This is a genomic window from Achromobacter animicus (assembly GCF_040775605.1).
Lineage (GTDB): Bacteria > Pseudomonadota > Gammaproteobacteria > Burkholderiales > Burkholderiaceae_B > Achromobacter > Achromobacter animicus.
Genome location: NZ_JAYGJK010000001.1, coordinates 2,559,365 through 2,585,670, shown reverse-complemented (window position 1 = coordinate 2,585,670; position 26,306 = coordinate 2,559,365). Strand labels below are relative to the sequence as shown.

The following is a 26,306-nucleotide window of genomic DNA, read 5'->3' as shown; positions in this document are numbered from 1 at the left end:
ATCTAGGAAATCAGAGGCAGGCGCGGCCCGCTATCAGGCCAGTCCGAGGTTGCCCGAAAAGGCGCGCGCCTCGGCGTCAAGCGCAAGTACGTCGTCAAGACTGCTGAGCGTAACAGATGCCTGCCGTGCTTGCCACTCGAGCGCCGCCTCGATGACCCGCGGAATCCAGGTATAGGCAAGCCGGCCTTCCAGGAAGGCGTCGACCGCAACTTCATTCGCGGCGTTGAGCGCCACGCAGGCGCCCTGCCCCGCCCGCATTGCGGCGAACGAATGGGCCAGGCAAGGAAACCGGGTCAGATCCGGCTTTTCAAAGTCGAGCCGGCCGTGGCGGGTCAGGTCCAGCGGACCGACGCCGCTCTCGATGCGATCGGGGAATCCAAGACCGTAGGCAATGGGCGTGCGCATGTCGGGCTGTCCCAACTGCGCGAGAACGGAGCCGTCGTCGTACTCAACCATTGAATGCACGACGCTCTGCGGGTGCACCACCACGTCGATCCGATCGGCGGGCATTGCGAACAGCCAATGGGCTTCGATGACCTCGAGGCCTTTGTTCAGCATGGTGGCCGAGTCGACGGAGATCTTGCGGCCCATGCTCCAGTTGGGATGGGCGCAAGCTTGCTCGGGGGTGACGTCGTGCAGGTCTTCGAGATCGCGCCCGCGGAACGGGCCGCCCGACGCGGTCAGCAACAGGCGCCGCACACCCTTTGCCGGACTATGCGGCGCATCGGCGCGTCCTTGGTGCGGCAAGCACTGGAAGATGGCGTTGTGTTCGCTATCGATAGGCAGCAGTTCGGCGCCGTTATCGCGGATTGCCTGCATGAACAGCGTGCCGGCGGCAACCAGCGCCTCTTTGTTGGCCAGCAATACGCGCTTGCCTGCACGCGCGGCGGCCAGTGCAGACGGCAAGCCTGCGGCGCCAACGATGGCGGCCATGACGGCGTCGCATTGGGTATCCGCGGCCGTGTCGGCCAGCGCCTGCGCGCCGACGCGGATTTCGGGCATGGGCTGTCCGCCCGGCCACGCGTCGATGAATTTCTGACGGGCGGCGGTGTCGGGCACCACCACGACGGCGGCCCGGCTGGCCAGCGCCTGCTCGGCAAGGCGCTGCATCCGGCTGTGCGCCGACAGCGCATAAACCGCCATCCGCTCCGGGTGGCGAGCAATTACGTCCAGCGTGCTTTCACCGATGGATCCGGTCGATCCCAGCACGACGACACGTTGAAAAGCCGTCAAAACAAGACTCCAGACAAAAGTAGCGCGAACGGCGCGACGGGCAGGATCGCATCGATGCGGTCATACACACCGCCATGGCCAGGCAAGAGCGTGCTGGAATCCTTGCGGCCCGCGCGTCGCTTGAGCAGCGATTCGAACAGGTCTCCCACAATGGACAGCACGCCCAGAACAGCGGCGATCGGCAATGCAAGCCAGAAGGTCCAGCGTTCGACCAGGGCATGACCGAAGGTGCCGTCCCACAGGCTGGACAAGCCAATCCACACCACCGCGCCCAGGACGCCGGCAATGGCGCCTTCAATGGTCTTGCCGGGACTCACGCGCGGAGCCAGTTTACGCTTGCCGAAGGCCCGGCCGGCAAAATATGCCGCAATATCAGCCACCCAGACGAGGGCGAGGAGGGACACGACGAACACCGCGCCGCGCGCCACGTACATCTGGGCCAGAACCGCCCAGGCGGCAAACGCGGCCGGCACGGAGAAGACCGACCAGGCCAGACTGGCCGGCGGCGCATCGGAACGCCCGCGCACCACGGCGGCCACGCCGCCGAACAGCCAGACGGCCGAGACGGCAGGAACCAGGTAGCGCAGCACCCAGCCCGGATCGCCGGCGCCGCTACGGTCGCCCGCCAGCCAGGCGGAGGTCAGCACCAGCATGCCGGCGAACAGCAGCACGGCGACGCCGATGGAAATGACGGGGGATGGCGGTTGCGGCAGCGTCAGGCGCAGCCACTCCCAATTGGCGCAGGCGGCCGCAAGGGCCAGCAACGCGACGAACCACCATGGATTGGCGCTCGCCATGGCGGCGGCCAGAATGGCCAACAAAACGACGGCGGTAACGATACGCTGGCCCAGCATGTGACGGTCTCCTCTTGTGCTGCCTGGAAAGACGCGCGCGTCGCGATCAGCCTATTTGGCGGCGGCTTCGCTGACTTGGGCGCTGGTGCGGCCGAAGCGGCGCTCGCGCGTGCGGTACCAATCAAAGGCGGCCATGAGTTCATTGGCGCCGAAATCCGGCCAATAGCGATCCGTGAAGTAGAACTCCGCGTACGCCATCTGCCAGATCAGGAAATTGGAAATGCGCTGTTCGCCGCCGGTGCGGATGAACAGGTCGGGCTCGGGAGCCCATGCCATGGAAAGATGCCTGGAAAGGCGCTCTTCGTCCACCCGGTCCGGGTGCGCCGCGAGGTCGGGCTCGGCCGCCAGCATGGCTCGGGTGGCTTGCAGGATGTCCCAACGGCCGCCGTAGTTGGCGGCGACAGTCAGGTGCAGCCGGTCGTTGTGCGCGGTGCGTTCCTGGGCAGCGGCAATGAGCTCGCGCAGGCGCGGCTCGAAGGCGCTTAGGTCGCCGATCACGTGCAGACGCACGCCCTGCTCTTGCAGCTTGCCGACTTCACGCTCAAGCGCCTGCACGAACAGGCGCATCAGCAGCGACACCTCTTCGGCCGGTCGGCGCCAGTTCTCGGAACTGAACGCGAACAACGTCAGGTAACGCACGCCTGCGCGTCCGCAGGCCTCGACCACGCGCCGGACGGCCTGCACGCCCTTGGCATGCCCGGCAGTGCGAGGCAGCAGGCGCCGCGTCGCCCAGCGTCCGTTGCCATCCATGATGATGGCGACGTGCTCGGGGATGTCACGGATATCGGGGACCGCCTGAGTCGAACTGGTTGCCATTAGTTTGGGGACTGCGCGCGGCGGACCGGCGAAAAAGACGAATACGGGAAAAAACCTGCGCCGTCGATTCCATCGCTACGAGGAAGTACCGCGAGGCAATGGACGGGACGGCGCATGTGCAATGAAATCCTGACGCCAGGCGGGCCGCAATGCGGCGCCTCGTGGCGTGCTGGGATTATACGGTCATGATTTCGGCTTCTTTCTGGACGACCATCTTGTCGATGTCGGCGACGGCGCGATCCGTCAGCTTCTGGACGTCATCTTGCGAACGACGCTCGTCGTCCTCGGAGATTTCCTTGTCCTTGACCAGCTTCTTGAGCGCTTCGTTGGCCTCGCGGCGCAGGTTCCGCACCGCGATCTTGGCGTCTTCGCCTTCGCTGCGCACGACCTTGGTCAGGTCGCGGCGGCGCTCTTCGGTCAGCGCGGGCATCGGCACGCGGATCGTGTCGCCCATGGAGATGGGGTTCAGACCCAGGTCCGACTCACGGATGGCCTTTTCGATCGGGCCGGCCATGTGCTTTTCGTACGGCTGCAGGCTGATGGTGCGGGCGTCGACCAGGTTCACGTTGGCGACCTGGCCCACCGGCACGGGCGAACCGTAGTATTCGACCTGCACGTGGTCCAGGATGCCGGTGTGGGCGCGGCCCGTGCGGATCTTGGCCAGGTTGGTCTTGAGCGTATCAAGCGACTTGGCCATTCTGGCCTCGGCGGATTTGCGGATTTCTGCTGCGCTCATGGAATTTCCTTTTCTTTAAACGTGTACCAACGTGCCTTCGTCCTCGCCGCTCACGACTCGCTTGAGCGCGCCGGACTTATTGATCGAAAACACCTTGATCGGCAGTTTCTGGTCGCGGCACAGCGCAAAGGCGGTGGCGTCCATGACTTCCAGACGGCGGACGATCGCCTCGTCGAAGCTGATGCGTGCATAGCGCGTTGCGGTGGGATCCTTGTTGGGATCCGCGCTGTAGATGCCGTCCACCTTGGTGGCCTTCAGCACGATCTCCGCGCCGATCTCGGCGCCGCGCAGTGCCGCAGCCGTATCGGTGGTGAAGAAGGGGTTGCCGGTGCCCGCGGCGAAGATCACGACCTTGCCCTCTTCGAGGTAGCGCAAAGCCTTCGGCCGGATGTAGGGCTCGACGACCTGATCGATATTCAGCGCGGATTGTACCCGGGTGTCGATACCCTTGTGCTTGAGCGCGTCTTGCAGCGCAAGCGCGTTCATGATGGTGGCCATCATGCCCATGTAGTCGGCGGTCGCGCGGTCCATGCCCTGCGCACCCGGGGCGACGCCACGGAAGATGTTGCCTCCGCCGATGACGATGGCCAGTTCGACGCCCGTGGCGGCGACTTCAGCGATCTCATCGGTCATACGGACGATGGTGGAGCGATTGATGCCGAATGCATCGTCGCCCATCAGCGCCTCGCCGGAAAGTTTGAGAAGAACCCGTTTGTATGCCCTGCTGCTCATAGGTGATATCCCGAAGAACAATCCGACGAAAGTGTAAGTCAAGAATGGGGTTGACCCCCAGCGCCGCGCCCGCGAGGCGGGTTGGGCGCCCCCCGAGGCGTCTGCCTTTGGGAGCCCATGCGGCGAAAAAGGCCGGACTAGAATTTAATCTAGCGCCGGCCTTTAAGCACTACCTAGAGGTCAGGCGGCGCCAGCGGCGGCGGCGGCAACCTCAGCGGCAAAGTCGCTGGTCTTCTTCTCGATACCTTCGCCGACGACGAACAGCACGAACTTGCTGATCGACGCGCCCTTTTCCTTCAGGTGCTGTTCGACCGTGTGCTTGTCGCTCTTGACGAAGGGCTGCGACAGCAGCGTCACTTCCTTCAGGAACTTCACGACCGAGCCTTCCACCATCTTGGCGACGATGTCGGCCGGCTTGCCGGATTCAGCGGCCTTCTGCTCGGCAACCGAGCGCTCGGCGGCGATGTCGGCCGGGTTCACGCCGTCGGCGTTCAGGGCCTTGGGCTTGGTGGCGGCGATGTGCATCGCCAGGTCCTTGCCCACTTCTTCGGCGCCGGTGTATTCGACCAGCACGCCGATCTTGCCGCCGTGCACGTAGCTGGCCAGCGAGTTGGCGGTCTCGATGCGCTCGAAGCGGCGGATCGAGATGTTTTCGCCGATCTTGCCGATCAGGGCGGTGCGGGTGGTTTCGACAGTGCCTTCACCGTACGGCAGTGCCGACAGCGCGGCGACGTCGGCCGGGTTCTGCGTCGCGACCAGTTCGGCCAGCTTGTTCACGAAGCCGACGAAGTCGTCGTTCTTGGCGACGAAGTCGGTTTCGCAGTTGATTTCGATGACGGCGCCCTTCTTGGCGTCGGCGGAGATGAACAGACCGATCAGGCCTTCGGCGGTGACGCGGGCAGCAGCCTTGCTGGCCTTGTTGCCCAGCTTGACGCGCAGGATTTCCTCGGCGCGGGCCAGGTCACCTTCGGCTTCCGTCAGGGCCTTCTTGCATTCCATCATGGGCGCGTCAGTCTTTTCGCGCAGTTCCTTGACCAGGGCAGCGGTAATTTCAGCCATGTTTGCTCCAAATTTTGCTAAGACACGCCCCGGCGGGCCGGGGCTGTGATTTGATTCGATGGGACGCCCGCACTGGGCGGGCCTGGAAGATGGGAGCCCAGCTTCGCAGCGCCGGCGGGGCGGAAACGGGCCGGTTTCGGCACCGCTTCCAGACCTTACCCGCCGGACATGACAACCGGCTTAGGCCTGGTTGTCTTGAACTTCGACGAACTCTTCCTGACCTTCGCCCAGTTCTTCGACCAGACCGTTCAGGTTTTGCTCGCGGCCTTCCAGGACGGCGTCGGCGATGCCCTTGGCGTACAGCGCGATGGCCTTGGCCGAGTCGTCGTTGCCGGGGATGACGTAGTCGATACCTTCGGGCGAGTGGTTGGTGTCAACCACGGCGACCACGGGGATGCCCAGCGTCTTGGCTTCGGCGATGGCGATCTTGTGGTAGCCGACGTCGATCACGAACATGGCATCGGGCAGACCGTTCATGTCCTTGATGCCGCCGATCGACTTGTTCAGCTTGTCCAGTTCGCGTTGGAACAGCAGGCCTTCCTTCTTGATCATGCGCTCGGCGCCGCCTTCGGCGACAACGGCTTCCATGTCCTTCAGGCGCTTGACCGAGGTCTTGACCGTCTTGAAGTTGGTCAGCATGCCGCCGAGCCAGCGGGCGTCGACGAAGGGCATGCCGCAACGGGCGGCTTCAGCGGCGACCAGCTCGCGAGCGGCGCGCTTCGTGCCGACGAACAGGATGTTGCCGCCGCGAGCAGCCAGCTGCTTCACGAACTTGGTGGCTTCCTGGTACTTATCAACCGTCTTTTCGAGGTTGATGATGTGAATCTTGTTGCGGTGGCCGAAGATGTACTGCGACATCTTGGGGTTCCAGTAACGGGTCTGGTGACCAAAGTGGACACCCGCTTCCAGCATTTCGCGCATCAAAGACATTTAATTCTCCAAGGGTTGGTTTCTTGCGCCGCACCTGCATCAGCATCCTGCTGACACCCTGGGTGGTGTTGCGCGCGATTTCCCGCAAAAACGCGGGATGACAAAAATTTTAACCGGGCCGGCCGATCACTGCCGCAATAACTACGACGCTCCAGGCGTGTTGCCTGTAGCGGCGCGCCTTTAACGACTTCTACTACGCTGCCGCGATAAACCCAGACGGCCGCCACACGACAAGAGACTTGCATTGCGGCTGTCCGACACTCCAGGAGTTTCCTGGAAGTTTCTTCGAGACGCACCCGGAGTTGTTTTGTTGGCGGCGAAATCCAGTTCTTCGCAAACGTGGCCGCTAGGCCCGCCCGCGCATCAGGCCGCTGTGGCAGTTCTTAAGGATCCCTTTCAGGATGCGCTTTTCAGCACACGCTTTTCAGCACACGCTTCTAAGCAATATTCCAAGAACTTAATCCAGCGCCCATACCGAACCTGCATCGCCGCTCGAAAACACTTCCGGGCTTGCAAGCACACCGCACCCAGCCAGTGTCAGCATCCATGCCCCAAGCGCCATGCCAAAAGCTTCATGCCCTAAGCGCATCCAGCCGGATTTCCGTTTGTCGCCCACTTTTTCCTCAACACCAGCAGCCTGCCCGAATTCGCTCCACAACCTTCGCTTGCGGTGAAACTTCAGGGCTTGCTACGGGATCTCAAGAAAGAACCGCGCGAAACCAGACTTCCTGCCGGGCGTGCACTAGAACCTATGCTCTAGACCTGTGCTTTGGACCCAAAGGCCAGCACCCGCCGGGTTTGGCTGGGAGCCGGATGTTCCCACCCTGATGGATGTTCTTGTCCTGACTCTTCTTGCCGGTAACCCGATTGCTCCCCAAATTTTTAGGGAAGCCTATAATTCTACTATTCTTTCAAGCAGACATTCAAGCGACTCGTCGCAAGCATTCCATGGGCACAATCACCAATCCGGCCGACCTGGCCAAGATGCGCGCCGCCTGCCAGGACGCCGCCAAAGTTCTCGATTTCATCACCCCGCACGTCAAGCCGGGGGTCACCACGGGCGAACTCGACCGCCTGTGCCTGGAATACCTGACCGACGAGCTCAAGGTGAAGTCCGCCACGGTCGGCTATGCGCCCCCGGGCTACCCGCCCTTCCCCGGCGCCATCTGTACCTCGGTCAACCATCAGGTGTGTCACGGCATCCCGGGCGACAAGGTCCTGAAAAACGGGGACTCATTGAACATCGACGTCACCATCATCAAGGATGGCTGGTTTGGCGACACGAGCCGGATTTACGCGGTGGGCGAGCAGTCCATTCTGTCCCGGCGCCTGTCCGACATCACGTTCGAGTGCATGTGGAAAGGCATCCAGCAGGTCAAGAACGGCGCCACACTGGGCGACATCGGCAATGCGATCCAGAAGCACGCCGAATCGAACGGCTTCTCGGTGGTGCGCGAATTCTGCGGCCACGGCATCGGCGAACGCTTCCATGAAGACCCGCAGGTGCTGCACTACGGCAAGCCCGGCACGGGCGTGAAGCTGGTAACCGGCATGCTGTTCACCATCGAGCCCATGATCAACGCCGGACGCCGCGAGATCCGCCAACTGGCCGACGGCTGGACCGTCGTCACCCGCGACCACAGCCTGTCCGCGCAATGGGAACACGCCGTCTGCGTGACGGAAACCGGCTACGAGGTCCTGACCCTCTCGCCCGGCATGCCCCAGCCGCCCGCGTTCATCACCGAACCCATCGTCATTCCCGCCGTCTGAAGCCCGCAGCCACCCATGACCGCCGAAATCCTTACCAAGCTGCGCGAACGTATCCAGGAATCCCGGCGGGCCGCGGTGGCCCAGTTCCGGGAACACGAACGGCCGGACATCCTGCTGACCGAATTGCGACGCATCGTGGATGCCGCCCTGCGGGATCTGGTCAAGCATTGTCCGCTGCCGATCGGCGCCACGCTGGCTGCCGTGGGCGGTTATGGCCGTGGCGAGCTCTACCCCCATTCCGACGTCGACCTGCTGATCCTGCTGCCCCACGCCCCGACGCCGGACGAAGAAAGCGCGATCGAAAAACTGGTGGCTTCGCTGTGGGATCTGGGACTGGAGCCCGGCCACAGCGTGCGCACCATCGAGGATTGCGAGCGCGAGGCGGACGCGGACATCACCGTGGAAACCGCGCTGCTGGAATCCCGCTGGCTGGCCGGCAGCCGTGTGCTGATGCGCAAATTCGATGCCGCGACCAAGTCCCGGCTTGATCCGCAGGCGTTCTTTCTGGCCAAGCGCGTCGAAATGCAGCAGCGCCATGCGCGCTACCACGACACCCCGTACGCGCTGGAGCCCAATTGCAAGGAATCGCCGGGCGGCTTGCGCGATCTGCAGGTCATTCTATGGATGGCGCGTGCAGCCGGTTTCGGCAATAACTGGCGCTCGGTGGCGCAGGCGGGGTTGCTGACCTCGTCCGAGGCGCGCGACCTGCGCAAGGCCGAGCAGGCTTTCAAGCGCCTGCGCATTGAACTGCATCTGCTGGCCAACCGGCGCGAAGACCGGGTGCTGTTCGATCTGCAGCCTGCGCTAGCCGAGGTCTACGGCATCCACGCCACCGCCACGCGGCGGGGCAGCGAACTGCTGATGCAGCGCTACTACTGGGCGGCGCGGCTCGTGACGCAGCTGAACGGCATCCTGGTGCAGAACATCGAGGAACGGCTGTTCCCGCGCCCCGACAGCGACGCGCGCGACATCGATGACGATTTCCGCAACCTGCGCGACCGCCTGGACATCATTCGGGACGACGGCTTCGAGCGCAATCCCACCCTGCTGCTGCGCGCCTTCCTGGTGATGCAGCAGCACCCCGAGCTGACCGGCATGTCGGCGCGCACGCTGCGCGCCATCTGGCATTCTCGTCACCGCATCGACGCGCAGTTCCGCCGCAACCCGGTCAACCGCAAGCTGTTCCTGCAGATCCTGCAGCAGCCGCGCGGCATCGTGCACGAACTGCGGCGCATGACCATGCTGAACATCCTGCCGCGTTATCTGCCGGTGTTCCGCCGCATCGTGGGCCAGATGCAGCACGACCTTTTCCATGCCTATACGGTGGACCAGCACACGCTGGCGGTGGTGCGCAACCTGCGGCGATTCACCATGCCCGAGCACGCGCAGGAATATCCGCTGGCCAGCCAGTTGATCGCCGGGCTGGACCGGCACTGGCTGCTGTACGTGGCGGCGCTGTTTCACGACATCGCCAAGGGCCGCGGCGGCGATCATTCCGAACTGGGTGCGCGCGAAGTGCGCAAGTTCGCAGCGGATCACGGCATGGACCCGGAAGACGCGAAACTGGTCGAGTTTTTGGTGCGTCAGCATCTGCTGATGTCGGCGGTGGCGCAAAAGCGCGATCTGTCCGATCCGGACGTCGTGCAGGAATTCGCCGCCACGGTGAAGGACGAGCGCCATCTGACGGCGCTGTATCTGCTGACGGTGGCGGACATTCGCGGCACCAGCCCCAAGGTCTGGAACGCCTGGAAGGGCAAGCTGCTGGAAGATCTGTACAAGCTGACGCTGGCGGCGCTGGGCGGCGCCCATGCCGACGCCCACACCGTCCTGGCCGAGCGCAAGGAAGAAGCAGCGCGGCTGACCCGGCTGGCCGGCCTGCGCGACGACGCGCGCGAGGCGTTCTGGAATCAGCTCGACGTGGCGTATTTCCTGCGCCATGACGCGTCCGACATCGCCTGGCACACGCGCCACCTGTATCACCAGGTCGCGCCGGCCAAAGCCGTGGTCAAGGCGCGCCCCACCGAGCAGGGCGAAGGCCTGCAGATCATGGTCTACACGCGCGACGCCCCCGACCTGTTTGTCGCCATTTGCGGTTATTTCGACGCCAAGTCGCTGTCCATTCAGGACGCGCGCATCCACACGACCCGCCATGGCTGGGCGCTGGACAGCTTCATCGTTCTGCTGCCGGAGGGCGCCAGCGACCTGCGGGCGCAGGCCACGCTGGTCGAACACGAGCTTGCCGAACGCCTGAAGGATCCGCAGGCGGCCGCGCAGGCCCAGCCCGGCCGCGGCGGTTGGTACGGTCGTGGCCGGCAATCCCGCGTGTCTCGCGTGTTTCCGGTCATGCCCCAGGCCGAACTGCAGCCGGACGAGCGCAGCACGTCATGGCGCCTGTCCGTCACGGCGACCGACCGCCCCGGGCTGCTGCACGCCCTGGCGCGCGTCTTTGCGCGTCACGAGATCAACCTGCTCATGGCCAAGATCATGACGCTGGGCGACCGCGTGGAAGACGTGTTCATTGTGGATGGATCCGCACTGGCGCGCCCCCGCAGCCAGATGCAGTTCGAACGCGACATCCTTGACGCGCTGTCGGGCGACGAGGCCCAGCAGCGCGCTGCCTGACCCGGCATCGCCAGACCCGGCCCGGACCGCATACAATCCGGGTTTTCGGCCAGGCGATGCTTGCTCACATGCAGCTCAACGACTATCTGCGCATTTTCGGTGGCAGCTTTTTCTTCGCGCTGGCCACCCTGCTGCCGTTCCTGAATCCGCCTGCGATCGCCCCCATCTTTCTTTCGCTGACCGAGGGCGCGTCCTCGGCCACGCGGGTGGTGCTGGCCAAGCGGGTCGCGATCAATGTGTGCCTGATGCTGATCGTGGCCATGGTGGCGGGCAACGTGCTCCTCAGTTTTTTCGGCATCTCGCTGTCCATCGTGCGCGTGGGCGGGGGCATGCTGGTGATCGCCAGCGCCTGGCGGCTGGTGAACTCGCCAGATGCCGACACCGAGCGGGTGGCGCGCATGGCAGAATCGTTCACGCCCGAGATGGCGAAGGCGCGCGCGTTCTATCCGCTGACCTTCCCCATCAGTTGCGGCCCCGGCTCCATCGCGGCCGCCATCACGGTGGGCGTCTCGCTGCGGGACACGAACCACGCATGGAGCCTGGTGCGGCTGGCGGGGTCCATTCCCGGCATCATCGTCGTGTCCCTGACGCTTTACGTCTGCCTGCGCTTTGCGGCGCAGATGCTGCATCGCCTGGGCGATAACGGCACGGCGGTCTTCATGCGGTTATCGGCCTTCATCATGCTGTGCCTGGGGGTGCAGATTTTCTGGGAAGGCGCGCGGGAACTGCTCCTGAGCGTGCTGACGCAGGTGATGCAACCAATTCCCGTCCCGAAGGCCTAAGCAAGTCCGGCCGCCGCGCCGGCTTCGTCCAACTCATTCCAACGCAACAATGACCTCTCGCTCAGAACGCCTGCTCCGCCTGATCGCCCTCTTCTCCTTCGGCGCGGTGGGCATCGCCCTCGTTTCCCAGCACGTCTTCGACATGCCGCCCTGCGCCTGGTGCGTGATGCAGCGCCTGATCTACCTGGTGATCGGCGTCGTTGCGCTGATCGGCGGCTTTGGCGGCGGACGCGCGCTGACGCGCATTTGCGGCTTTCTTGCTGCCCTCTTGTCGCTGTCCGGCATCGTAGCCGCCTGGTATCAGTACAGCGTTGCCGCCAACATGCTGTCGTGCGACCAGACGTTTGCCGACCGCTTCATGACCGGCATTGGGCTGGAAAGCGCCATTCCGCCGCTGTTCGGCATCTATGCCACCTGCATGGACGCCAAGGTGCCGGTGCTGGGCGTCGAGTACGCCCTGTGGAGCCTGGCGCTATTCGTGATCCTGTTCTTCATGGCCCTGCCGGTGGTGTTCCGGCGCGGCCACGCCTGAGCCGGCCGCTTCGATCCGTGCAGACGCTGAAATACCTGACCGGCTACCCGGAACCGCTGCTGGCGCAAGCGCAAAAGCTGCTGGACCAGGACAAGCTGGGCGCGGCCCTGCTTGCCCGGTATCCGGGTGGCGCGCATGAAGTGCGCACCGACAAGGCGCTGTACCAGTACGTGACGGACCTGAAGAACGCCTACATGCGCAACGGCGACCAGATCAACAAGGTGGCTTTCGACAGCAAGATCCACGTGATCCAGCATGCGCTGGGCCAGCACACCTATATCTCGCGCGTGCAGGGCGGCAAGCTGAAGGCCAAGCACGAGATCCGGGTGGCGACGCTGTTCAAGAACGTGCCCGCGGAATTCCTGAAGATGATCACCGTGCACGAACTGGCTCACCTGAAGGAAAAGGACCACAACAAGGCGTTCTACAACATGTGCCTGCGCATGGAGCCGCATTACCATCAGTACGAGTTCGACCTGCGGCTGTACCTCACGCATCTTGAGGCCACGCGCACGCCGCTATGGGAAGCGCAGGGCTAGCCATTGCCTGCGGCGCGGCCCCGCCGACGAAAAAAATGCCGTCCCGAGGGACGGCATTTTTGTCTGCGCGAAACGCCGGGAGAAATCAGGCGTCGTCGGACGTGTAGCCCATGTTGAAGCGCAGACCGCCCGCGTCTTCGTCCTTGCCGGGCTCGGAGCGCGACTGCCCCAGGCGGGCCAGGTACTCGGGCGTGATGTCGCCGGTGATGTACTGGCCGTCGAAGCACGAGGCCTCGAAGCGCGTCAGCTTGGGGTTGATGTCGCGGACCGCCTGCTGCATATCGTGCAGGTCCTGGTAGACCAGGCTGTCGGCGCCGATCGCGCGGGCGATTTCCTCGTCCGTACGGCCGGTGGCGATCAGTTCGCTTTGCGTGGGCATGTCGATGCCGTACACGTTGGGGAAGCGCACCGGAGGCGCGGCCGAGGCGAAGTACACCTTGTTGGCGCCGGCTGCGCGGGCCATGTCGACGATTTCGCGGCTGGTCGTGCCGCGCACGATGGAGTCGTCGACCAGCAGCACGTTCTTGCCCTTGAATTCCATGCCGATGGCATTGAGCTTCTGGCGCACCGACTTACGGCGCACGGCCTGCCCCGGCATGATGAACGTACGGCCCACGTAGCGGTTCTTGATGAGCCCTTCGCGATAGTCCAGGTTCAGACGCGCGGCCAGCTGCATGGCGGCCGGGCGCGAGGAATCGGGAATCGGCATGACGACGTCGATGTCGCCCAGGCGCATGTTGCGCGCAACCTTGTCGGCCAGGTATTCACCCATGCGCAGACGCGCGTCGTACACCGACACGCCGTCGATCATCGAATCGGGGCGGGCGAAGTAGACGTACTCGAAAATGCACGGCACGAGCTGGGGGTTGTCGGCGCACTGGCGGGCGACCATGCGGCCGTCCAGGTCGATGAACACGGCTTCGCCGGGCTCGACATCGCGCACGAAGGTGAAACCGCTGCCTTCGAGGGCCACGGATTCCGAGGCCGCCATCCATTCCACGCCTTCTTCGGTCTCCTGGCGGCCGATGCACAGCGGGCGGATGCCGTTGGGATCGCGGAAGGCGAGCAGGCCGTAACCGGAAATCTGGGCCACGACGGCATAGGCGCCGCGCACGCGCTTGTGCAGGGCGGCAACCGCGCGGAACATCGCGTCATCGTCCAGCGACACGCCGTTGGCGGCCGATTGCAGCTCGTGCGCCAGCACGTTCAGGAGGACTTCGGAATCGGAGTTCGTGTTGATGTGGCGGCGGTCGACGCGATAGAGCGATTCACGCAGTTCGCGCCAGTTGGTCAGGTTGCCGTTGTGGGACAACATGATGCCGAACGGGGCGTTGACGTAGAAAGGCTGGGCCTCTTCTTCGCTGGCGCTGGAGCCTGCGGTGGGGTAGCGGACCTGGCCGACGCCAGACGTGCCGGGCAGCGCGCGCATGTTGCGCGTGCGGAACACGTCGCGCACCAGGCCGTGCGCCTTGTACATATTGAACTGGTTGCCTTGCGACGTCGCAATGCCCGCGGCGTCCTGCCCGCGATGCTGCAACAGCAGCAAGCTGTCATAGAGCAGCTGGTTGACCGGCCCGCGCCCGATGACCCCTACGATTCCACACATGGTGAGATTTCCTGGTTGATTTGAAGCTAATCAGTACGGCAGCCACGTCGCCAGGGTTGGCGGCAGCCACGTCTTGATATGTTTGATGGCCTCGATGGCCGAATGCGAAAACATGGCGTCCTGCCACCATGGCTCTTGCGGCAGCGGCGTATACCCTGCGGCGGCGACCAGCGCCAGCACAATCAATAGACCACGGGCCAGCCCGAACATTCCGCCCAGGCCGTGATCGGCCGGGCTGAGTCCGGTGCTGCGGATCAGGGCGGCAAGCGTCATATTGACCAACCCCACGCCGAGCAACACGATAATGAACACCGCCGCGTAGGAGACTCCCATGCGCAGCAGCGTCGTTTCAATATAGGGCTCCAGCCAGGTATAGACCGTGGGACCCCACCAGATCGCGGCCACGAAGGCCAGCAGATAGGCGACCAGCGACAGCACCTCTTTGAGCAGGCCGCGCACCAGGCCCAGCACACCCGATACCGCCAGGATGGCCAGCACGACGAAGTCGAAGCCGGTCACTATTGGGCGGCGATGAAACCATTGTCATAGCCCAGCGTGCGCAACCGCGCCTGGGCCGCCTGAGCCGCCTCGCGCGACGGGAACGGGCCCACGCGCAGACGGTACTGCTGCTTGCCATTGATGGTGGCCTGCTCGACAAATGCGTTGGTGACCCCGGCCTGATGCAGCTTGCCGCGGCGCGACTGGGCATCTTCCGACGTGGTGTACGCGGCGATCTGCAGCACGAAGTTGCCCTTGGAGGCAGCCGGCTTGGGCGTGTCGGGCTTGGGCGCGGACGCCGGGGCGTTACGGCCTTCGAGCAGCGCCAGGGCGCGCGCGCCGTCGTCCGAGCGCGTCTCGGGCTTGGGCGGCGTCGTGGGCTTGGCCGGCTCGGGCTTGGGTTTGACCTCGGGCTTGGGCGGCGTGACCGGCGGCACGGCAGGCGTGGCCGGCTGCGTGGCGGGCGGCGTGGTGTGTGTCGTAGCTGGCGGCGTGTTGGACGCGGCGGCCACCGGCGGCACGGACGTCACGCCAGGCGGCGTGGGAACGGCGGCAGGGTCGGTGGGCGCGGAAGGCTCGGTCGGTGCGGCGGCCTGGGGTTCGGAGACCTGCGGCTGGAACGGCGTATTGCGTTCCGGCACCTTGATGGGAATGTTGTCGTCGACCGGCGTGGGCTGCGAATCGAGCACCATGGGAAGGACGATGACGGCTGCCAGCACCAGCGCTACTGCGCCCGCAAGCCTGCGACGCGCGCGGCCACGCAACTCGGCGGCCTGGACCTCGCTTGGCACGGCAGCCCGTTTGGAGGTCTGCGCCTGCTCGGCGGGATCTTTGCGTTTGAAAAAACCCATGGAAGAGAATTCCTTGCGGCGCCTTGCGGCATTGAGGCGGCGCGGCCGCCATGACGCGAATGGCCCGATTTGCCTATGCCTTGCGACCCAGAGCCTGCAAAACGGAGGCTACGGTGAGAAACGATCCGAATATCACGATTCTATCATTCTCCCCTGCCCGTTCGCGCGCTGCGGCAAAGGCCTGGGCGGGATCGGCGTAGGCCTGGATGCCGGGGGATTCGCTGCCGGCGGGCAGCGGCGGGAGCGCCGCCGCGACCTGATCCGCGAGCGCCTGGCCGGCCGTGCCGCGCGGTCCCGGAAGGCCGGCGCAATACCAGTAATCGATCCGGGAGCCCAGCTTGGCCACCACGCCGGCGAGGTCCTTGTCGTTCAGCATGCCAAACACCGCGTGGGTGTAGGGATGAAAGCCCATGTTGTCGAGGTTTTGCGCCAGCACGGCCGCGGCGTGCGGGTTGTGCGCGACGTCGAGGATTACCGTGGGCTGACCCGGCAGGATCTGGAAGCGGCCCGGCAGCGAGGCCTGCAACAGCCCCAATCGAACGGCCTGCTGCTGCACGGGCAGGCGGTCGCGCACGGATTCCAGCGCGGCCAGCGCCGCCGAGGCGTTGAGCAGTTGGTTGGCGCCGCGCAGCGCCGGATAGGCCATCGCGCTGCGGCGCTGTTCGCGACCGCCGTAGGCCCACTGCTGGCGGTCGCCGGAATAGTTGTAGTCGCGTCCGAACAGCCACAGATCTGCACCGATGGCTTCGACGTGATCCAGCAGCGACTGCGGGGGGACGGGATCGCTGCAGATGGCCGGCCGGCCGCTGCGGTAGATGTGGGCTTTTTCGAAGCCGATTTTTTCGCGCGTGTCGCCCAGCCAGTCGGTGTGGTCCAGGTCGACGCTGGTGACGATGGAGACGTCGGCATCGACGATGTTGACGGCATCCAGGCGTCCGCCCAGGCCGACTTCCAGCACCACCGCGTCCAGCCGAGACTGCGAGAACAGGCGCAGAATGGCCAGCGTGGTGAATTCAAAATAAGTCAGCGACACATCGCCGCGCGCGGCTTCGACGGCCTGGAACTGCGTGATGAGGTCTTGGTCGGAGGCGATCTGGCCATTGACGCGGGCACGCTCGTTGAAGTCGATGAGGTGCGGCGAGGTGTACAGGCCCACCTTGTAGCCAGCCGCAAGCAGGATGGCCTCGAGCATGGCACAGGTGGAACCCTTGCCGTTGGTGCCGCCGACCACGAATTTGATGCCGGGCAGCGTCAGTTGCATGCGGTCCGCGACCTGGCGCACCCGGTCCAGCCCCATGTCGATCGCCGTGGCGTGGATGGACTCCAGGTACTGCAGCCAATCGGACAGGTTGGCGGCGGCGTCAGGCGTGCGGACAGAAGACATGAGGCGGGTTCGCGAAAGGAAATCAGCCTGCGATTTTAGCAGCGTGTGCCCGGTGTTTTCCCTAATCCCCTAGGGCGCGGCACGGTATCCGCGGGCAAAAAGTGCTTGCCCATGTTTTTTTCATACGTAAAAATAAATTCATGTATGGAAAATAAAAGGAAGAGACATGACGCAGCGTTCGACTCCCAAATGGCTTGTTCGTGAAGCCGACGTACCGGGCTACAGCCCCGCCAATCACACCGGCACCCTCAACCGCCGGTTGATCAGCCCGGAGACCGTCGGCGCCCGCGGCGTAGAAGTGTTGCTGGGGGTGATCGAAAAGGGCAAAGGCGCCCTGCCGCACGCACACCCCGGCATCGAACAGGTCTGTTACCTGATTTCGGGCACCGCCCGCGCGCAGGTGCAGGACGAATGGGCCGACATGGGCCCCGGCGACTGCTGTTACTTCCCCCCGGACATCCCCCACGTCTTCACGGTGACGAGCGACGAACCGGCCCGGTTGCTGGTGATCTACACGCCCCCGTACGAAGAATCCCCCGATCGCGTGATCCGCGACTTTCCGGCGCCACCCTCAGCCGCTTGACGCGGCGTTTGCGCAGGCAGCGGCCGCGAGAGCCGCGCCTCATTACATAAATACAGGAGACACACCCATGCAATCCCTACGCCTGCTGGGCGCCGCGCTGGTCAGCGGCGCCGCCTTGATGGCGGCTGGCCCCGCCCATGCCGCCGATTACCCCAACAAACCCATCACCCTGGTCGTGCCCTTCCCCGCCGGATCGGGCACGGACGCCGTAGGACGGATCTTCGGCGCCGAGTTGTCGACCCTGCTGGGTCAGCAGGTCGTGGTGGAGAACAAGCCGGGCGCCAATGCGACGATCGCGGCCAACTACGTGGCCCGCGCCAAACCGGACGGCTATACGCTTTTCGTCACCACCAACACCTCCCATTCGGCCGCCCCCTGGCTGATGAAGAACGTGCCGTATGACCCGGTCAAGGACTTCACCCCGATTGCGCGCGGCGGCAACCTGCCCTTCATCCTGGTCGTGAATCCCAAGCGCCCCTGGAAGACGGTGGGCGACCTGGTGGCCGACGCCAAGAAGAATCCTGGCCGAATCACCTACGCCAGCGGCAACAGCACCGGCATCGTCGCGGGCGCCACGCTGGCCAACCGCGCCAAGATCGACATCCTGCACGTGCCTTATAAAGGCACGCCGCAGAGCCTGACCGACGTGGTCGGCGGACAGGTGGACTTCATGTTCACGGACCTGACCTCTGGCCTGCCCTTCGTGCAATCAGGCCAGCTGCGCGCGCTGGCCGTCTCCACCGCCGAGCGCAGCGCCATCGTGCCCGACCTGCCTTCGATGGCCGAAGCGGGCGTGCCGGACTTCGACCTGAACTCCTGGAACGGCTACTTCGGCCCTGCAGGCATGCCGCCCGAGATCGTGGCCAAGCTGAATGCGGCCATCAACCAGATCGTGGCAAAGCCCGACGTGAAAAAGCGCCTGGCGGGACTGGGGTTTGACGCCTTCTCGAGCACGCCCGAAGCCTTCGCGCAGTTTGTTGGCGAACAGCGCGACCTGTGGGGCAAGCTGATCCGTGACGCGGGGATCGAGCAGCAATGATCGACCAGCCCCTGCCTGAAACGCCGGTTGCCGGGCCGCTGGCCGGCGTGCGCATCCTGGATCTGAGCTCGGTGGTGATGGGGCCGTACGCAACCCAGGTCCTGGCGGACCTGGGCGCGGACGTCATCAAGGTGGAGTCGCCGGCGGGGGACAACATGCGGGCCGTCGGCCCCATGCGCAACCCCGGCATGGGGCATCTCTACCTGCACCTGAACCGCAACAAGCGCTCGATCGTGCTGGACTTGAAGACGCCCGAAGGCCTGGAAGCCTGCCTGAAACTGGCCGAAAGCTGCGACGCCCTCCTCTACAACATTCGCCCGCAAGCGATGGCGCGGCTGGGCCTGTCGTACGAAGCGGTTACGGCGCGCAATCCGCGCATCGTCTACGTGGGCGCCTATGGGTTCGGCGAGGCTGGCCCCTATGCCGGCCGCCCCGCCTACGACGACCTGATCCAGGGGCAGACCGGCATTGCCGCGCTGTCCGCGCAGCAAAGCGGCGACGTCCCGCGCTACGCGCCACTGACGCTGGCGGACCGGGCCGTCGGCCTGCACGTCGGCATTGCGCTGGTGTCCGCGGTGCTGAGCGCCCGGACGCTGGGCCGCGGACAGCCGGTGGAGATCCCCATGTTCGAGGGCATGGCGCACATGGTGCTGGGCGACCACCTGGGCGGATCGACCTTCGAGCCGCCGATGGGACCCACCGGTTACGCGCGCCTCTTGGCGCCGCATCGCCGGCCGTACGCCACGTCTGACGGCTACATCTGCCTGCTGATCTACAACGACAAGCACTGGCGCAATTTCTTTGAACTGATCGGGCGGCCGGAGCTGTCGCAGGACCCGCGTTTCAGCACCCATGGCGCCCGCGCCGCGCACATCAGCGAGGTCTATGCCTTCGTGGCAGAGGTGATCGCCACCCGCCCCAGCGACGACTGGCTGCGCGAGCTGGCGCGCGCCGATATTCCAGCCTCGCAGCTCTACACCATCGACGGCCTGATCCAGGACGAGCACCTGACCGCGACCGGTTTCATCCAGGAAATGGACCACCCCTCGGAAGGCCGCATCCGCACCACCGGGACGCTCGGCCGGTACGCCGGCACGCCGACCTCGATACGCCGCCCCGCCCCGCGGCTGGGCGAGCACAGCCGCGAGGTGCTGGCCGAAGCGGGCTACAGACAGGAACAGATCGACGCCATGCTTGCCCGTGGCATTACCCAGGACGGAAACAACGATGGACTTTGAATTCACCCCGGAACAGCTGGCGTTGCGCGACGCCGTATCCCGCATCTGCGAACGCTATCCCGACGAATACTGGCTGGAACGCGACCGCGAAGGCGGCTTTCCGGAACCGCTGCACGCCGACCTGGCGCGCGACGGCTGGCTGGGCATCGCCATGCCGCAGGAATACGGCGGCGCGGGCCTGGGCATGACCGAAGCTGCGCTGATGATGCAGACCATCGCGGCGTCAGGCGCCGGCTTCACGGGCGCCTCGGCCGTCCACATGAACATCTTCGGGCTGAATCCGGTGGTGGTGTTTGGCACCGACGAGCAGCGCGGCCGCTGGCTTGAACCGCTGATCGCCGGCCGGGAAAAAGCCTGCTTTGCGGTCACCGAGCCGGACGCGGGGCTGGACACGACCAAGCTGAGCACCCGCGCCGTGCGCCAGGGCGACGAATACATCGTGCATGGCCGCAAGATCTGGATTTCGACCGCGCAGGTGGCCAGCAAGATGCTGCTGCTGGCGCGCACCACCCCGCTGTCCCAGGTGGAAAAGCCCACGCAGGGCCTGTCGCTCTTCTACACCGACCTGGACCGCGAAAAGATCGAGGTGCGGGAGATCGAGAAGATGGGCCGCAAGGCCGTGGATTCGAACATGCTGTTCATCGACGGCCTGCGGATTCCGGTCGCCGACCGCATCGGCGAGGAAGGCCGTGGCTTTGAATACATCCTGCACGGCCTGAACCCCGAGCGCATCCTGATCGCCGCCGAAGCGGTGGGGATCGGGCGCGCCGCGCTGGACCGGGCGGTCAAGTACGCTGGCGAACGCACCGTGTTCGGCCGCCCCATCGGCAAGAACCAGGGCATCCAGCATCCGCTCGCCCAGGCCTGGATGCAGCTTGAGGCCGCAGACCTGATGGTGTTCAAGGCAGCCAGCCTGTACGACGCGGGCAAGCCGTGCGGCCCCGCCGCCAATTCGGCAAAGTACCTGGCGGCCGAGGCCGGCTACAACGCCTGCCAGACGGCAGTGATGACGCTGGGCGGGATGGGGTATGCCAAGGAGTACCACGTGGAGCGGCTGCTGCGCGAAAGCTTCATCCCGCGCATCGCGCCGGTCAGCCCGCAGCTCATCATGTGCTTCATCGCGGAAAAGGTGCTGGGGCTGCCCAAGTCGTATTGAGCGGACGGCGGCAGGCGCGGGTCAGGCCTGCTGCTCCAGTCCCGTGCAGGCCGCCCGCAGGATGCGGGCGTAGGTTTCCTGTTCTGGCTCGATCCGGTAGATCGGGCCGCCCACCGAAATGGCGTAGTGTTCGCCGGACAGCGTGACCGGCCAGGCAATCGCGCCCACGTCGGCAATGGACTCGCCGCTGTTCATGAACCATCCCCGCTGCCGCGCGGCGTCCAGGTCCGCCAGCAGCGCCTCGCGGGTGACGAGCGTCCGGTCGTTGTAGCGGGTCATGGGAATGTCCGCCAGCAAGGCGTCACGGGCCGGTTCGTCCAGCAGCGACAGCAGCGCCTTTCCCAGCGAATTTGCGTGAACATCCTTGAACTCGCCTGCAACGGGCGCGTATCGGATCGTATGCGGCGAATCCAGAACATCGAGGTAAACAACGCGCCCGTCCGGCGACAGCTTGGCAAAGACCACGGTTTCCCGGGTAGCGTCCCTTAATTCGACAAGACTGGGATAGACGCGATCCAGAACTGGATCGGCCCGGGCGATGCGCTGGGCCATGGCGAGCAGCCGGCCTGTCGGGTAATAGCCCTGGCGGCGGCCCGTTTCATAGAGGTAGCCCAGGCTGGTCAGCGTGCGGATCAGCGCCAGGCAGCTGGACACGGGCACATCGAGCAACCGGGCCAATTCCGACAAGGGCAGCGCGCGTTTCTCGCGGGCGAAGGTTTCGATGATTTCGATAACTCGCAACGCCGTCTTGACACTCATTGCCCGATCCAGACTCTTAGCACGTGAACCATCCATTTGCGCAAGGCTAAAGTTCCCTGCGAGGGTGCCGTTATGGTAACTGAGAATTTCCTGAAAACAGCGCGTTCTCCGAGACGCCCCCCTCGCCGTTGGAGTGATCATGGCCGTAACCCCGTTAGCCCCCGCAGCGTTCGCGTCGTTACCGGTTTCGACCGTTATCGCCACGCCCGACCCTGCTGCCACCGCCACGCCGGCGCCCGCGACCACCGACAGCAGCGCCTCCGGCGGCGCCACGTCCGACCAGGCGAATTCGCAAAAAATGCCCCTGGATAAGGCGCTGGATGAGATCAACGAACAGATGAAGGCCTGGTCGACCCAGCTTCAGTTCGAAATCGACCCGAACGTGCACCAGGTGGTGGTGTCGGTGATCGATGCGGAGTCGGGAGACGTCCTGCGCACCATCCCCAGCGAAGCGGTGCTGAAGATCGCCAAGATGATCGTGAACATGCAAGGGAACGGTATCAAGACGTCGGCCTGATCCGGCACTTAAAACACCGTTCGCCAAGATTGACGCGCGGCCCGGTGAGAGAACCGCCGAATTAGGCCCGCCTTATGCCTTTACCCGGCCAATAGCCGGGATCACATTTTTGTCAGAATTGCATCGCTAGGAAGGAATTTCACATGGCCACCATTACCAACCTCGGTTCGAATTCAGGCTTGCCCCTCGAGGACATCCTCTCGAAGCTGGAAGCCGCCGAGGAAAAGAGGCTGCAGCAGTACACCGTACGGCAGACCAGCTTCGAGACCCGCGTTACGGCGTTCGGCCAGCTCAAGAGCGCCGTGGAAGCCGTGCAGAAGGCTGCCGCCGCGCTCGGCAAGCCCGAGACGCTGGGCGCCGTGAAAGGCAGCGTGACCGGCGGCGACGCCCTCACCGCGACCGTGGCTGCCGAAGGCGCCGTGGCCGGCGAGTACACGATCAACGTGAAGAACGTTGCCACTTCCCAGACCCTGCAATCGGGTGCGGTTGCGGACCGCAAGGCGTCCAACGGCGCCACGGGTTCGTTTGAAATCGAACTGGCCGACGGCACCAAGAAGACCGTCGACCTGAAGGGCGACACCTCGCTGAACGGCATCGTCAAGGCAGTCAACGCCGACGACACGCTGGGCGTGCGCGCCACCGTCATCACCGACGGCGACGGCAAGAGCTACCTGATGATGACCGCCAAGAACACGGGCGTTCAGGCCTCGGTCAAGTCCATCACGGTGACGGGCGACCAGTCGCTCAAGGACGTCCTGTCCTATAGCAGCACCGACGCCGCCAACAGCAAGATGACGGCCACGGCCGCCGTCGACGCTGAAATCGACATCAACGGCATCACGATCAAGAGTGGCACGAACAACATTTCGACCGCCATCGACGGCGTCACGCTCAACCTGTCCTCGAAGACGGAAGACGGCAAGCCGATCAAGCTGAAGCTGGAAAGCGACCCCTCGGTGGCCAGCAAAGCCATCCAGAGCTTCGTCACCGCCTACAACACGCTGCAGACGACGATCAAGAACCTGACGGCCTTCGACGCCGCCGCCGCCACCAATCAGCCGCTGACCGGCGACGGCACGACGCGCGCCATCCAGTCGTCCCTGGCGGGTGCGCTGCAGGTGCTGTCGGGCGAAGGCTCCCTGCGCTCGCTGGCCGACCTGGGCATCACGACCAACCCGCAGACGCGCCAGCTCACGCTGGACCAGACCAAGCTGGACAAGGCACTGTCCACGAACGGCGCCGACGTCTCGCGCTTGCTGACCGGCACGAACGGACTGGCCGCCAATTTCGAAAAGGCCACGAAGGACATCCTGAGCGACACCGGTTCGATCAAGACCAAGACCGACGGCCTGGCCAAATCGATCGCCACCGTGAAAGACCAGTACACGCGCGCCAAGGCAGCCGGTGAAGCCCAGCTTGAGCTGATGCGCGCCCAGTTCGTCCAATTGGACAAATTCGTTGCGCAGCAATCGGTCACGGCCAACTATCTGACGCAGCAATTCGCGGCCATGAACAAGTCGTCGAAGTGATAACCGAGAAGATGCATTAAATGACGTACGCCGCGCGCCGCCCCACAGGCTCATACTCTGTCCGCTCCTACGCCGATATCGGCCTGGAGACCCAAGTGATGAGCGCCACGCCGGAAAGGCTGATCACCCTGCTTTACCAGGGTGCGCGCGCGGCAATCGGACAAGCGCGCCTGCACATGCAGGAAGGTCGCGTCGCCGAACGCGGGACAGCTATCACCAAGGCAATCAAGATCGTCGACGAGGGCCTGAAGATGGGCCTGAACATGGAAGCCGGCGGCGACATCGCCGCCAACCTGAGCCGGTTGTACGACTACATCGTCCGCACGCTGCTCATGGCAAACCTTAAAGCGGACGTCGAGCAGCTCGACATCGCAGACCGCCTGCTGGCGGACCTTTCCGACGCCTGGCAGACCTCCATCGATCGGCCTGCCCCGGACGCAACGCTTTGATGGCCCCCACAACGACTATTGCCAGCCATCGCTCGCCCGAGATTTCTATGACGTCGCTCACCCAGTACTCCGCCATCCTGGAACAGTATCAGGAGATCGCCCAATCAACGGGCGAGATGTTGACGGCCGCCCAGGCCGGCGACTGGGACACCGCGCTTGTGCACGGTCAGCTCTACTGTGAACAGGTCGAACGCCTGCGGCATGCCGAGCCGTCCAGTCCGCTGGACGAGGCCGGCCGCAGCATGAAATACGACCTGCTTGTGCGCATTCTTGAAAACGATGCCATGACGCGTGATCTGGCGCTGCCCCAGTTGGCGCGGCTGGGCGAACTGCTGGGACGCATGAAGCGCCAGCAGACCCTGCTGTCGGCCTACGGCAACCAGGCGTCTGACCAATGAGCATCGGTCCCGCCGCGCTTGGCAACGTCCTGGTGCAGCGGTTGGACGCCGTGCTGGGCACGACGATGTCCGCCGCGAACGCCAACCAGATTTCCGGCGCGCGGCCGGACGCGGTCAGCCAGCCTGGCAGCCCGGAGAAGGCCGGGCCGTCGGACGGCTCCGCGCGCGATACCCGGCAAGGCATACAGACTGGCGGCGCCCGAGGCGACCGCCAGAATACTGTTGTCGACCCCAAAACCGCTGCCGCGCTGGCGCTGGCCGCCCGCGGCCTGGTCACCAGCAGCGACACGACGGCCTCGGCGCCGACCACGTTGGGCACGACCGCCCGCACCATCCTTGCCCTGCTCGCGCAGTACCCCGAAGCGGCCCCGGCCGTGCAAGGGCGCGCGCCGCTGTGGAGCGCCGACGCGCAGGGCGGACAGCAGGCGGGCGGTGCGGCCCCCGGCGGACAACCCGCTGCGGCCCAATCGGGTCAGCCCGCGCAGGCAGGTCAGCCCGGCCAGCCCGCCGCGGCGACGACCACCCCGCTTCCGGCTTCGACCACCCTGCCGGCTGGCGCCCCTGCCGCCGCGCCGTCGGCCACCGCAGCCGCCGACGCCGCCAACGCCAAGCCGGGCGCCGGGCACCCGGCGGGCCAGGCCGGTGGCGCGAAAGGGGCCGAAGCCGCAACGCATGCCTCGCTGGCCGCAGGCGGCCCGTCCGCCCGCGCGCTGGGCCAGGCGTTGCGCACTGCCCTGCAGACCAGCGGGCTCTTTTACGAATCGCACCTGACCGACATGGTCTTCGGTCGCAAGAACCCGGCCACACTGGAAAACGAACCCCAGGCCAGGATGTCGCGCGACACCGCCGCGCACGCCAGCACCCAGGCACGCAGCCGCGGCGAAGCCGCCGGCGCCAGCCGCTCCGGCGCCGGTGCAGATGCGCCCTCGGCCTCGGGAACGTCGTCTTCATCATCCACGCCCGGCGCGCCGATCACCGGCATCCATCAGGATCTGACCGTGCTGGTGCGCCAGCAACTGGACGTGCTGGCCAACCAGACTTTGAACTGGCAAGGCGAAGCCTGGCCCGGCACCCCGATGGAGTGGGAAGTCGAGCGCGACCCCTACGGCGAGGACCGCGAATCGGCCGTGCCGACCTGGGCCACGCGCGTGAAGCTGGACCTGCCGCGCCTGGGCCTGGTCGACGCCCGCCTGAACCTGGCCGGAGACCAGATCGTGCTGCAGCTGATTGCGCCGCACAGCGCGGCCGAGATCAACGATTCGTCGGACATGCTACGCTCGCGCCTGTTGGCCGCCGGGCTGACCCTGAGCAATCTGACCGTGAACGTGGTTGAACCCCGTCTCGTCATCCCCAACGATTTCTGATGAACACCCCTCCCTCCCCCGCGGACGCCGGCCCGAACGCCAACCGTAACGCGGCGGTCGCCATCTCGTACGACGAAAGCGACGGCGCGCCGCGCGTGGTCGCCAAGGGCTACGGCCAGTTGGCGGACACGATTGTCCGGGCGGCCGAGGAAAACGGGCTGTACGTGCACGAATCGCGCGAACTGGTGGGTCTGCTCATGCAGGTCGACCTGGATGCACATATTCCTCCCCAACTCTATGTCGCGGTGGCAGAATTGCTCGCCTGGCTGTACCGCCTGGAATCGCGCGACATCCCCCAGGCCGCGCGGCCCGAAATCTCTACCTAAGGAC

Annotated in this window: 28 protein-coding genes; 15 read left to right on the top strand and 13 right to left on the bottom strand. The window is 65.1% G+C overall.

Annotation, left to right across the window (positions count from 1 at the left end):
* Window positions 1-33 precede the first annotated feature (33 nt).
* The 8 genes from AB3147_RS11635 to AB3147_RS11600 form a co-directional block, all read right to left on the bottom strand.
* Window positions 34-1,233, bottom strand: a complete 1,200-nt coding sequence (locus AB3147_RS11635; protein ID WP_367351981.1) for a 1-deoxy-D-xylulose-5-phosphate reductoisomerase — start codon at window positions 1,231-1,233, stop codon at window positions 34-36.
* Window positions 1,230-2,087: a phosphatidate cytidylyltransferase gene (locus AB3147_RS11630; RefSeq protein WP_175121930.1), complete on the bottom strand. Its 858-nt coding sequence runs from the start codon at window positions 2,085-2,087 to the stop codon at window positions 1,230-1,232. The genes AB3147_RS11635 and AB3147_RS11630 overlap by 4 nt, the downstream gene beginning before the upstream one ends.
* A 51-nt stretch (window positions 2,088-2,138) precedes the next feature.
* A complete protein-coding gene (gene uppS, locus AB3147_RS11625) occupies window positions 2,139-2,903 on the bottom strand; it encodes a polyprenyl diphosphate synthase (RefSeq protein WP_175121931.1) in 765 nt (254 codons plus the stop codon).
* Between the two features lie 175 nt (window positions 2,904-3,078).
* Window positions 3,079-3,639, bottom strand: coding sequence for a ribosome recycling factor (frr, locus tag AB3147_RS11620; protein WP_056316760.1), 561 nt, complete (start codon window positions 3,637-3,639; stop codon window positions 3,079-3,081).
* Between the two features lie 15 nt (window positions 3,640-3,654).
* The gene (gene pyrH, locus AB3147_RS11615) at window positions 3,655-4,371 is read right to left on the bottom strand and encodes a UMP kinase (protein ID WP_054425864.1); all 717 of its coding nucleotides are present in this window, start codon (window positions 4,369-4,371) and stop codon (window positions 3,655-3,657) included.
* 180 nt (window positions 4,372-4,551) lie between these two features.
* The gene (gene tsf, locus AB3147_RS11610; RefSeq protein WP_092582300.1) at window positions 4,552-5,430 is read right to left on the bottom strand and encodes a translation elongation factor Ts; all 879 of its coding nucleotides are present in this window, start codon (window positions 5,428-5,430) and stop codon (window positions 4,552-4,554) included.
* 180 nt (window positions 5,431-5,610) lie between these two features.
* Window positions 5,611-6,360 (bottom strand): 30S ribosomal protein S2, encoded by a 750-nt coding sequence (gene rpsB, locus AB3147_RS11605; protein ID WP_175121932.1) that lies wholly within the window; start codon window positions 6,358-6,360, stop codon window positions 5,611-5,613.
* Window positions 6,361-6,817: 457 nt separating this feature from the next.
* Window positions 6,818-7,018 (bottom strand): hypothetical protein, encoded by a 201-nt coding sequence (locus AB3147_RS11600; RefSeq protein WP_343736942.1) that lies wholly within the window; start codon window positions 7,016-7,018, stop codon window positions 6,818-6,820.
* 290 nt (window positions 7,019-7,308) lie between these two features.
* On the opposite strand from AB3147_RS11600, the gene map reads away from it, so the two are divergent.
* The 5 genes from map (at window position 7,309) to AB3147_RS11575 (ending at window position 12,605) form a co-directional block, all read left to right on the top strand.
* Entirely contained in the window at window positions 7,309-8,130 is an 822-nt protein-coding gene (gene map / locus AB3147_RS11595) for a type I methionyl aminopeptidase (protein WP_367351980.1), read from the top strand.
* 15 nt (window positions 8,131-8,145) lie between these two features.
* Window positions 8,146-10,752, top strand: coding sequence for a [protein-PII] uridylyltransferase (locus tag AB3147_RS11590; protein WP_175121934.1), 2,607 nt, complete (start codon window positions 8,146-8,148; stop codon window positions 10,750-10,752).
* A 68-nt stretch (window positions 10,753-10,820) separates the two neighbouring features.
* Window positions 10,821-11,534, top strand: a complete 714-nt coding sequence (locus tag AB3147_RS11585; RefSeq protein ID WP_056570280.1) for a MarC family protein — start codon at window positions 10,821-10,823, stop codon at window positions 11,532-11,534.
* 49 nt (window positions 11,535-11,583) lie between these two features.
* Complete coding sequence (locus AB3147_RS11580; RefSeq protein ID WP_175121935.1) at window positions 11,584-12,066, top strand: disulfide bond formation protein B; 483 nt, start codon at window positions 11,584-11,586, stop codon at window positions 12,064-12,066.
* Window positions 12,067-12,083: 17 nt separating this feature from the next.
* The gene (locus tag AB3147_RS11575) at window positions 12,084-12,605 is read left to right on the top strand and encodes a M48 metallopeptidase family protein (RefSeq protein ID WP_175121936.1); all 522 of its coding nucleotides are present in this window, start codon (window positions 12,084-12,086) and stop codon (window positions 12,603-12,605) included.
* Between the two features lie 85 nt (window positions 12,606-12,690).
* Here the strand turns inward: AB3147_RS11575 and purF are convergent, their stop codons facing one another.
* The 4 genes from purF to folC form a co-directional block, all read right to left on the bottom strand.
* Window positions 12,691-14,211, bottom strand: a complete 1,521-nt coding sequence (gene purF, locus AB3147_RS11570) for an amidophosphoribosyltransferase (protein WP_175121937.1) — start codon at window positions 14,209-14,211, stop codon at window positions 12,691-12,693.
* Between the two features lie 30 nt (window positions 14,212-14,241).
* Complete coding sequence (locus AB3147_RS11565; RefSeq protein WP_175186107.1) at window positions 14,242-14,730, bottom strand: CvpA family protein; 489 nt, start codon at window positions 14,728-14,730, stop codon at window positions 14,242-14,244.
* Window positions 14,730-15,560, bottom strand: a complete 831-nt coding sequence (locus AB3147_RS11560; protein WP_175121939.1) for an SPOR domain-containing protein — start codon at window positions 15,558-15,560, stop codon at window positions 14,730-14,732. Before AB3147_RS11560 ends, AB3147_RS11565 begins: the two co-directional genes overlap by 1 nt.
* A gap of 73 nt (window positions 15,561-15,633) precedes the next feature.
* A complete protein-coding gene (gene folC, locus AB3147_RS11555) occupies window positions 15,634-16,944 on the bottom strand; it encodes a bifunctional tetrahydrofolate synthase/dihydrofolate synthase (RefSeq protein WP_367351979.1) in 1,311 nt (436 codons plus the stop codon).
* A 166-nt stretch (window positions 16,945-17,110) separates the two neighbouring features.
* Here folC and AB3147_RS11550 point away from each other — a divergent pair, with 166 nt between their 5' ends.
* The 4 genes from AB3147_RS11550 (at window position 17,111) to AB3147_RS11535 (ending at window position 20,960) form a co-directional block, all read left to right on the top strand.
* Window positions 17,111-17,527 carry a cupin domain-containing protein gene (locus AB3147_RS11550; RefSeq protein WP_175121941.1) on the top strand — a complete coding sequence of 139 codons (417 nt, stop codon included), beginning with the start codon at window positions 17,111-17,113 and terminating at the stop codon, window positions 17,525-17,527.
* Window positions 17,528-17,594: 67 nt separating this feature from the next.
* On the top strand, window positions 17,595-18,566 hold the full coding sequence (locus AB3147_RS11545) for a Bug family tripartite tricarboxylate transporter substrate binding protein (RefSeq protein WP_191578080.1): 972 nt from the start codon (window positions 17,595-17,597) through the stop codon (window positions 18,564-18,566).
* On the top strand, window positions 18,563-19,804 hold the full coding sequence (locus tag AB3147_RS11540) for a CaiB/BaiF CoA transferase family protein (protein ID WP_367351978.1): 1,242 nt from the start codon (window positions 18,563-18,565) through the stop codon (window positions 19,802-19,804). The genes AB3147_RS11545 and AB3147_RS11540 overlap by 4 nt, the downstream gene beginning before the upstream one ends.
* Entirely contained in the window at window positions 19,794-20,960 is a 1,167-nt protein-coding gene (locus AB3147_RS11535; RefSeq protein ID WP_367351977.1) for an acyl-CoA dehydrogenase family protein, read from the top strand. The genes AB3147_RS11540 and AB3147_RS11535 overlap by 11 nt, the downstream gene beginning before the upstream one ends.
* Window positions 20,961-20,981: 21 nt before the next feature.
* Here AB3147_RS11535 and AB3147_RS11530 read toward each other — a convergent pair whose 3' ends face one another.
* Window positions 20,982-21,719 carry an IclR family transcriptional regulator gene (locus tag AB3147_RS11530; RefSeq protein ID WP_175121945.1) on the bottom strand — a complete coding sequence of 246 codons (738 nt, stop codon included), beginning with the start codon at window positions 21,717-21,719 and terminating at the stop codon, window positions 20,982-20,984.
* Window positions 21,720-21,858: 139 nt separating this feature from the next.
* Here AB3147_RS11530 and AB3147_RS11525 point away from each other — a divergent pair, with 139 nt between their 5' ends.
* The 6 genes from AB3147_RS11525 to AB3147_RS11500 all read left to right on the top strand — a co-directional run bounded on the left by AB3147_RS11525 (window position 21,859) and on the right by AB3147_RS11500 (window position 26,302).
* Window positions 21,859-22,236, top strand: coding sequence for a flagellar protein FlaG (locus AB3147_RS11525; protein ID WP_175121946.1), 378 nt, complete (start codon window positions 21,859-21,861; stop codon window positions 22,234-22,236).
* A 143-nt stretch (window positions 22,237-22,379) separates the two neighbouring features.
* Entirely contained in the window at window positions 22,380-23,765 is a 1,386-nt protein-coding gene (gene fliD, locus AB3147_RS11520) for a flagellar filament capping protein FliD (protein ID WP_239213579.1), read from the top strand.
* A 20-nt stretch (window positions 23,766-23,785) separates the two neighbouring features.
* Window positions 23,786-24,214 (top strand): flagellar export chaperone FliS, encoded by a 429-nt coding sequence (gene fliS / locus AB3147_RS11515; RefSeq protein ID WP_175186102.1) that lies wholly within the window; start codon window positions 23,786-23,788, stop codon window positions 24,212-24,214.
* Between the two features lie 47 nt (window positions 24,215-24,261).
* Window positions 24,262-24,612: a flagellar protein FliT gene (locus tag AB3147_RS11510; protein ID WP_175121949.1), complete on the top strand. Its 351-nt coding sequence runs from the start codon at window positions 24,262-24,264 to the stop codon at window positions 24,610-24,612.
* The gene (gene fliK, locus AB3147_RS11505; protein ID WP_239213578.1) at window positions 24,609-25,976 is read left to right on the top strand and encodes a flagellar hook-length control protein FliK; all 1,368 of its coding nucleotides are present in this window, start codon (window positions 24,609-24,611) and stop codon (window positions 25,974-25,976) included. The genes AB3147_RS11510 and fliK overlap by 4 nt, the downstream gene beginning before the upstream one ends.
* On the top strand, window positions 25,976-26,302 hold the full coding sequence (locus AB3147_RS11500; RefSeq protein ID WP_175126254.1) for an EscU/YscU/HrcU family type III secretion system export apparatus switch protein: 327 nt from the start codon (window positions 25,976-25,978) through the stop codon (window positions 26,300-26,302). Before fliK ends, AB3147_RS11500 begins: the two co-directional genes overlap by 1 nt.
* The last annotated feature ends 4 nt before the right edge of the window (window positions 26,303-26,306 follow it).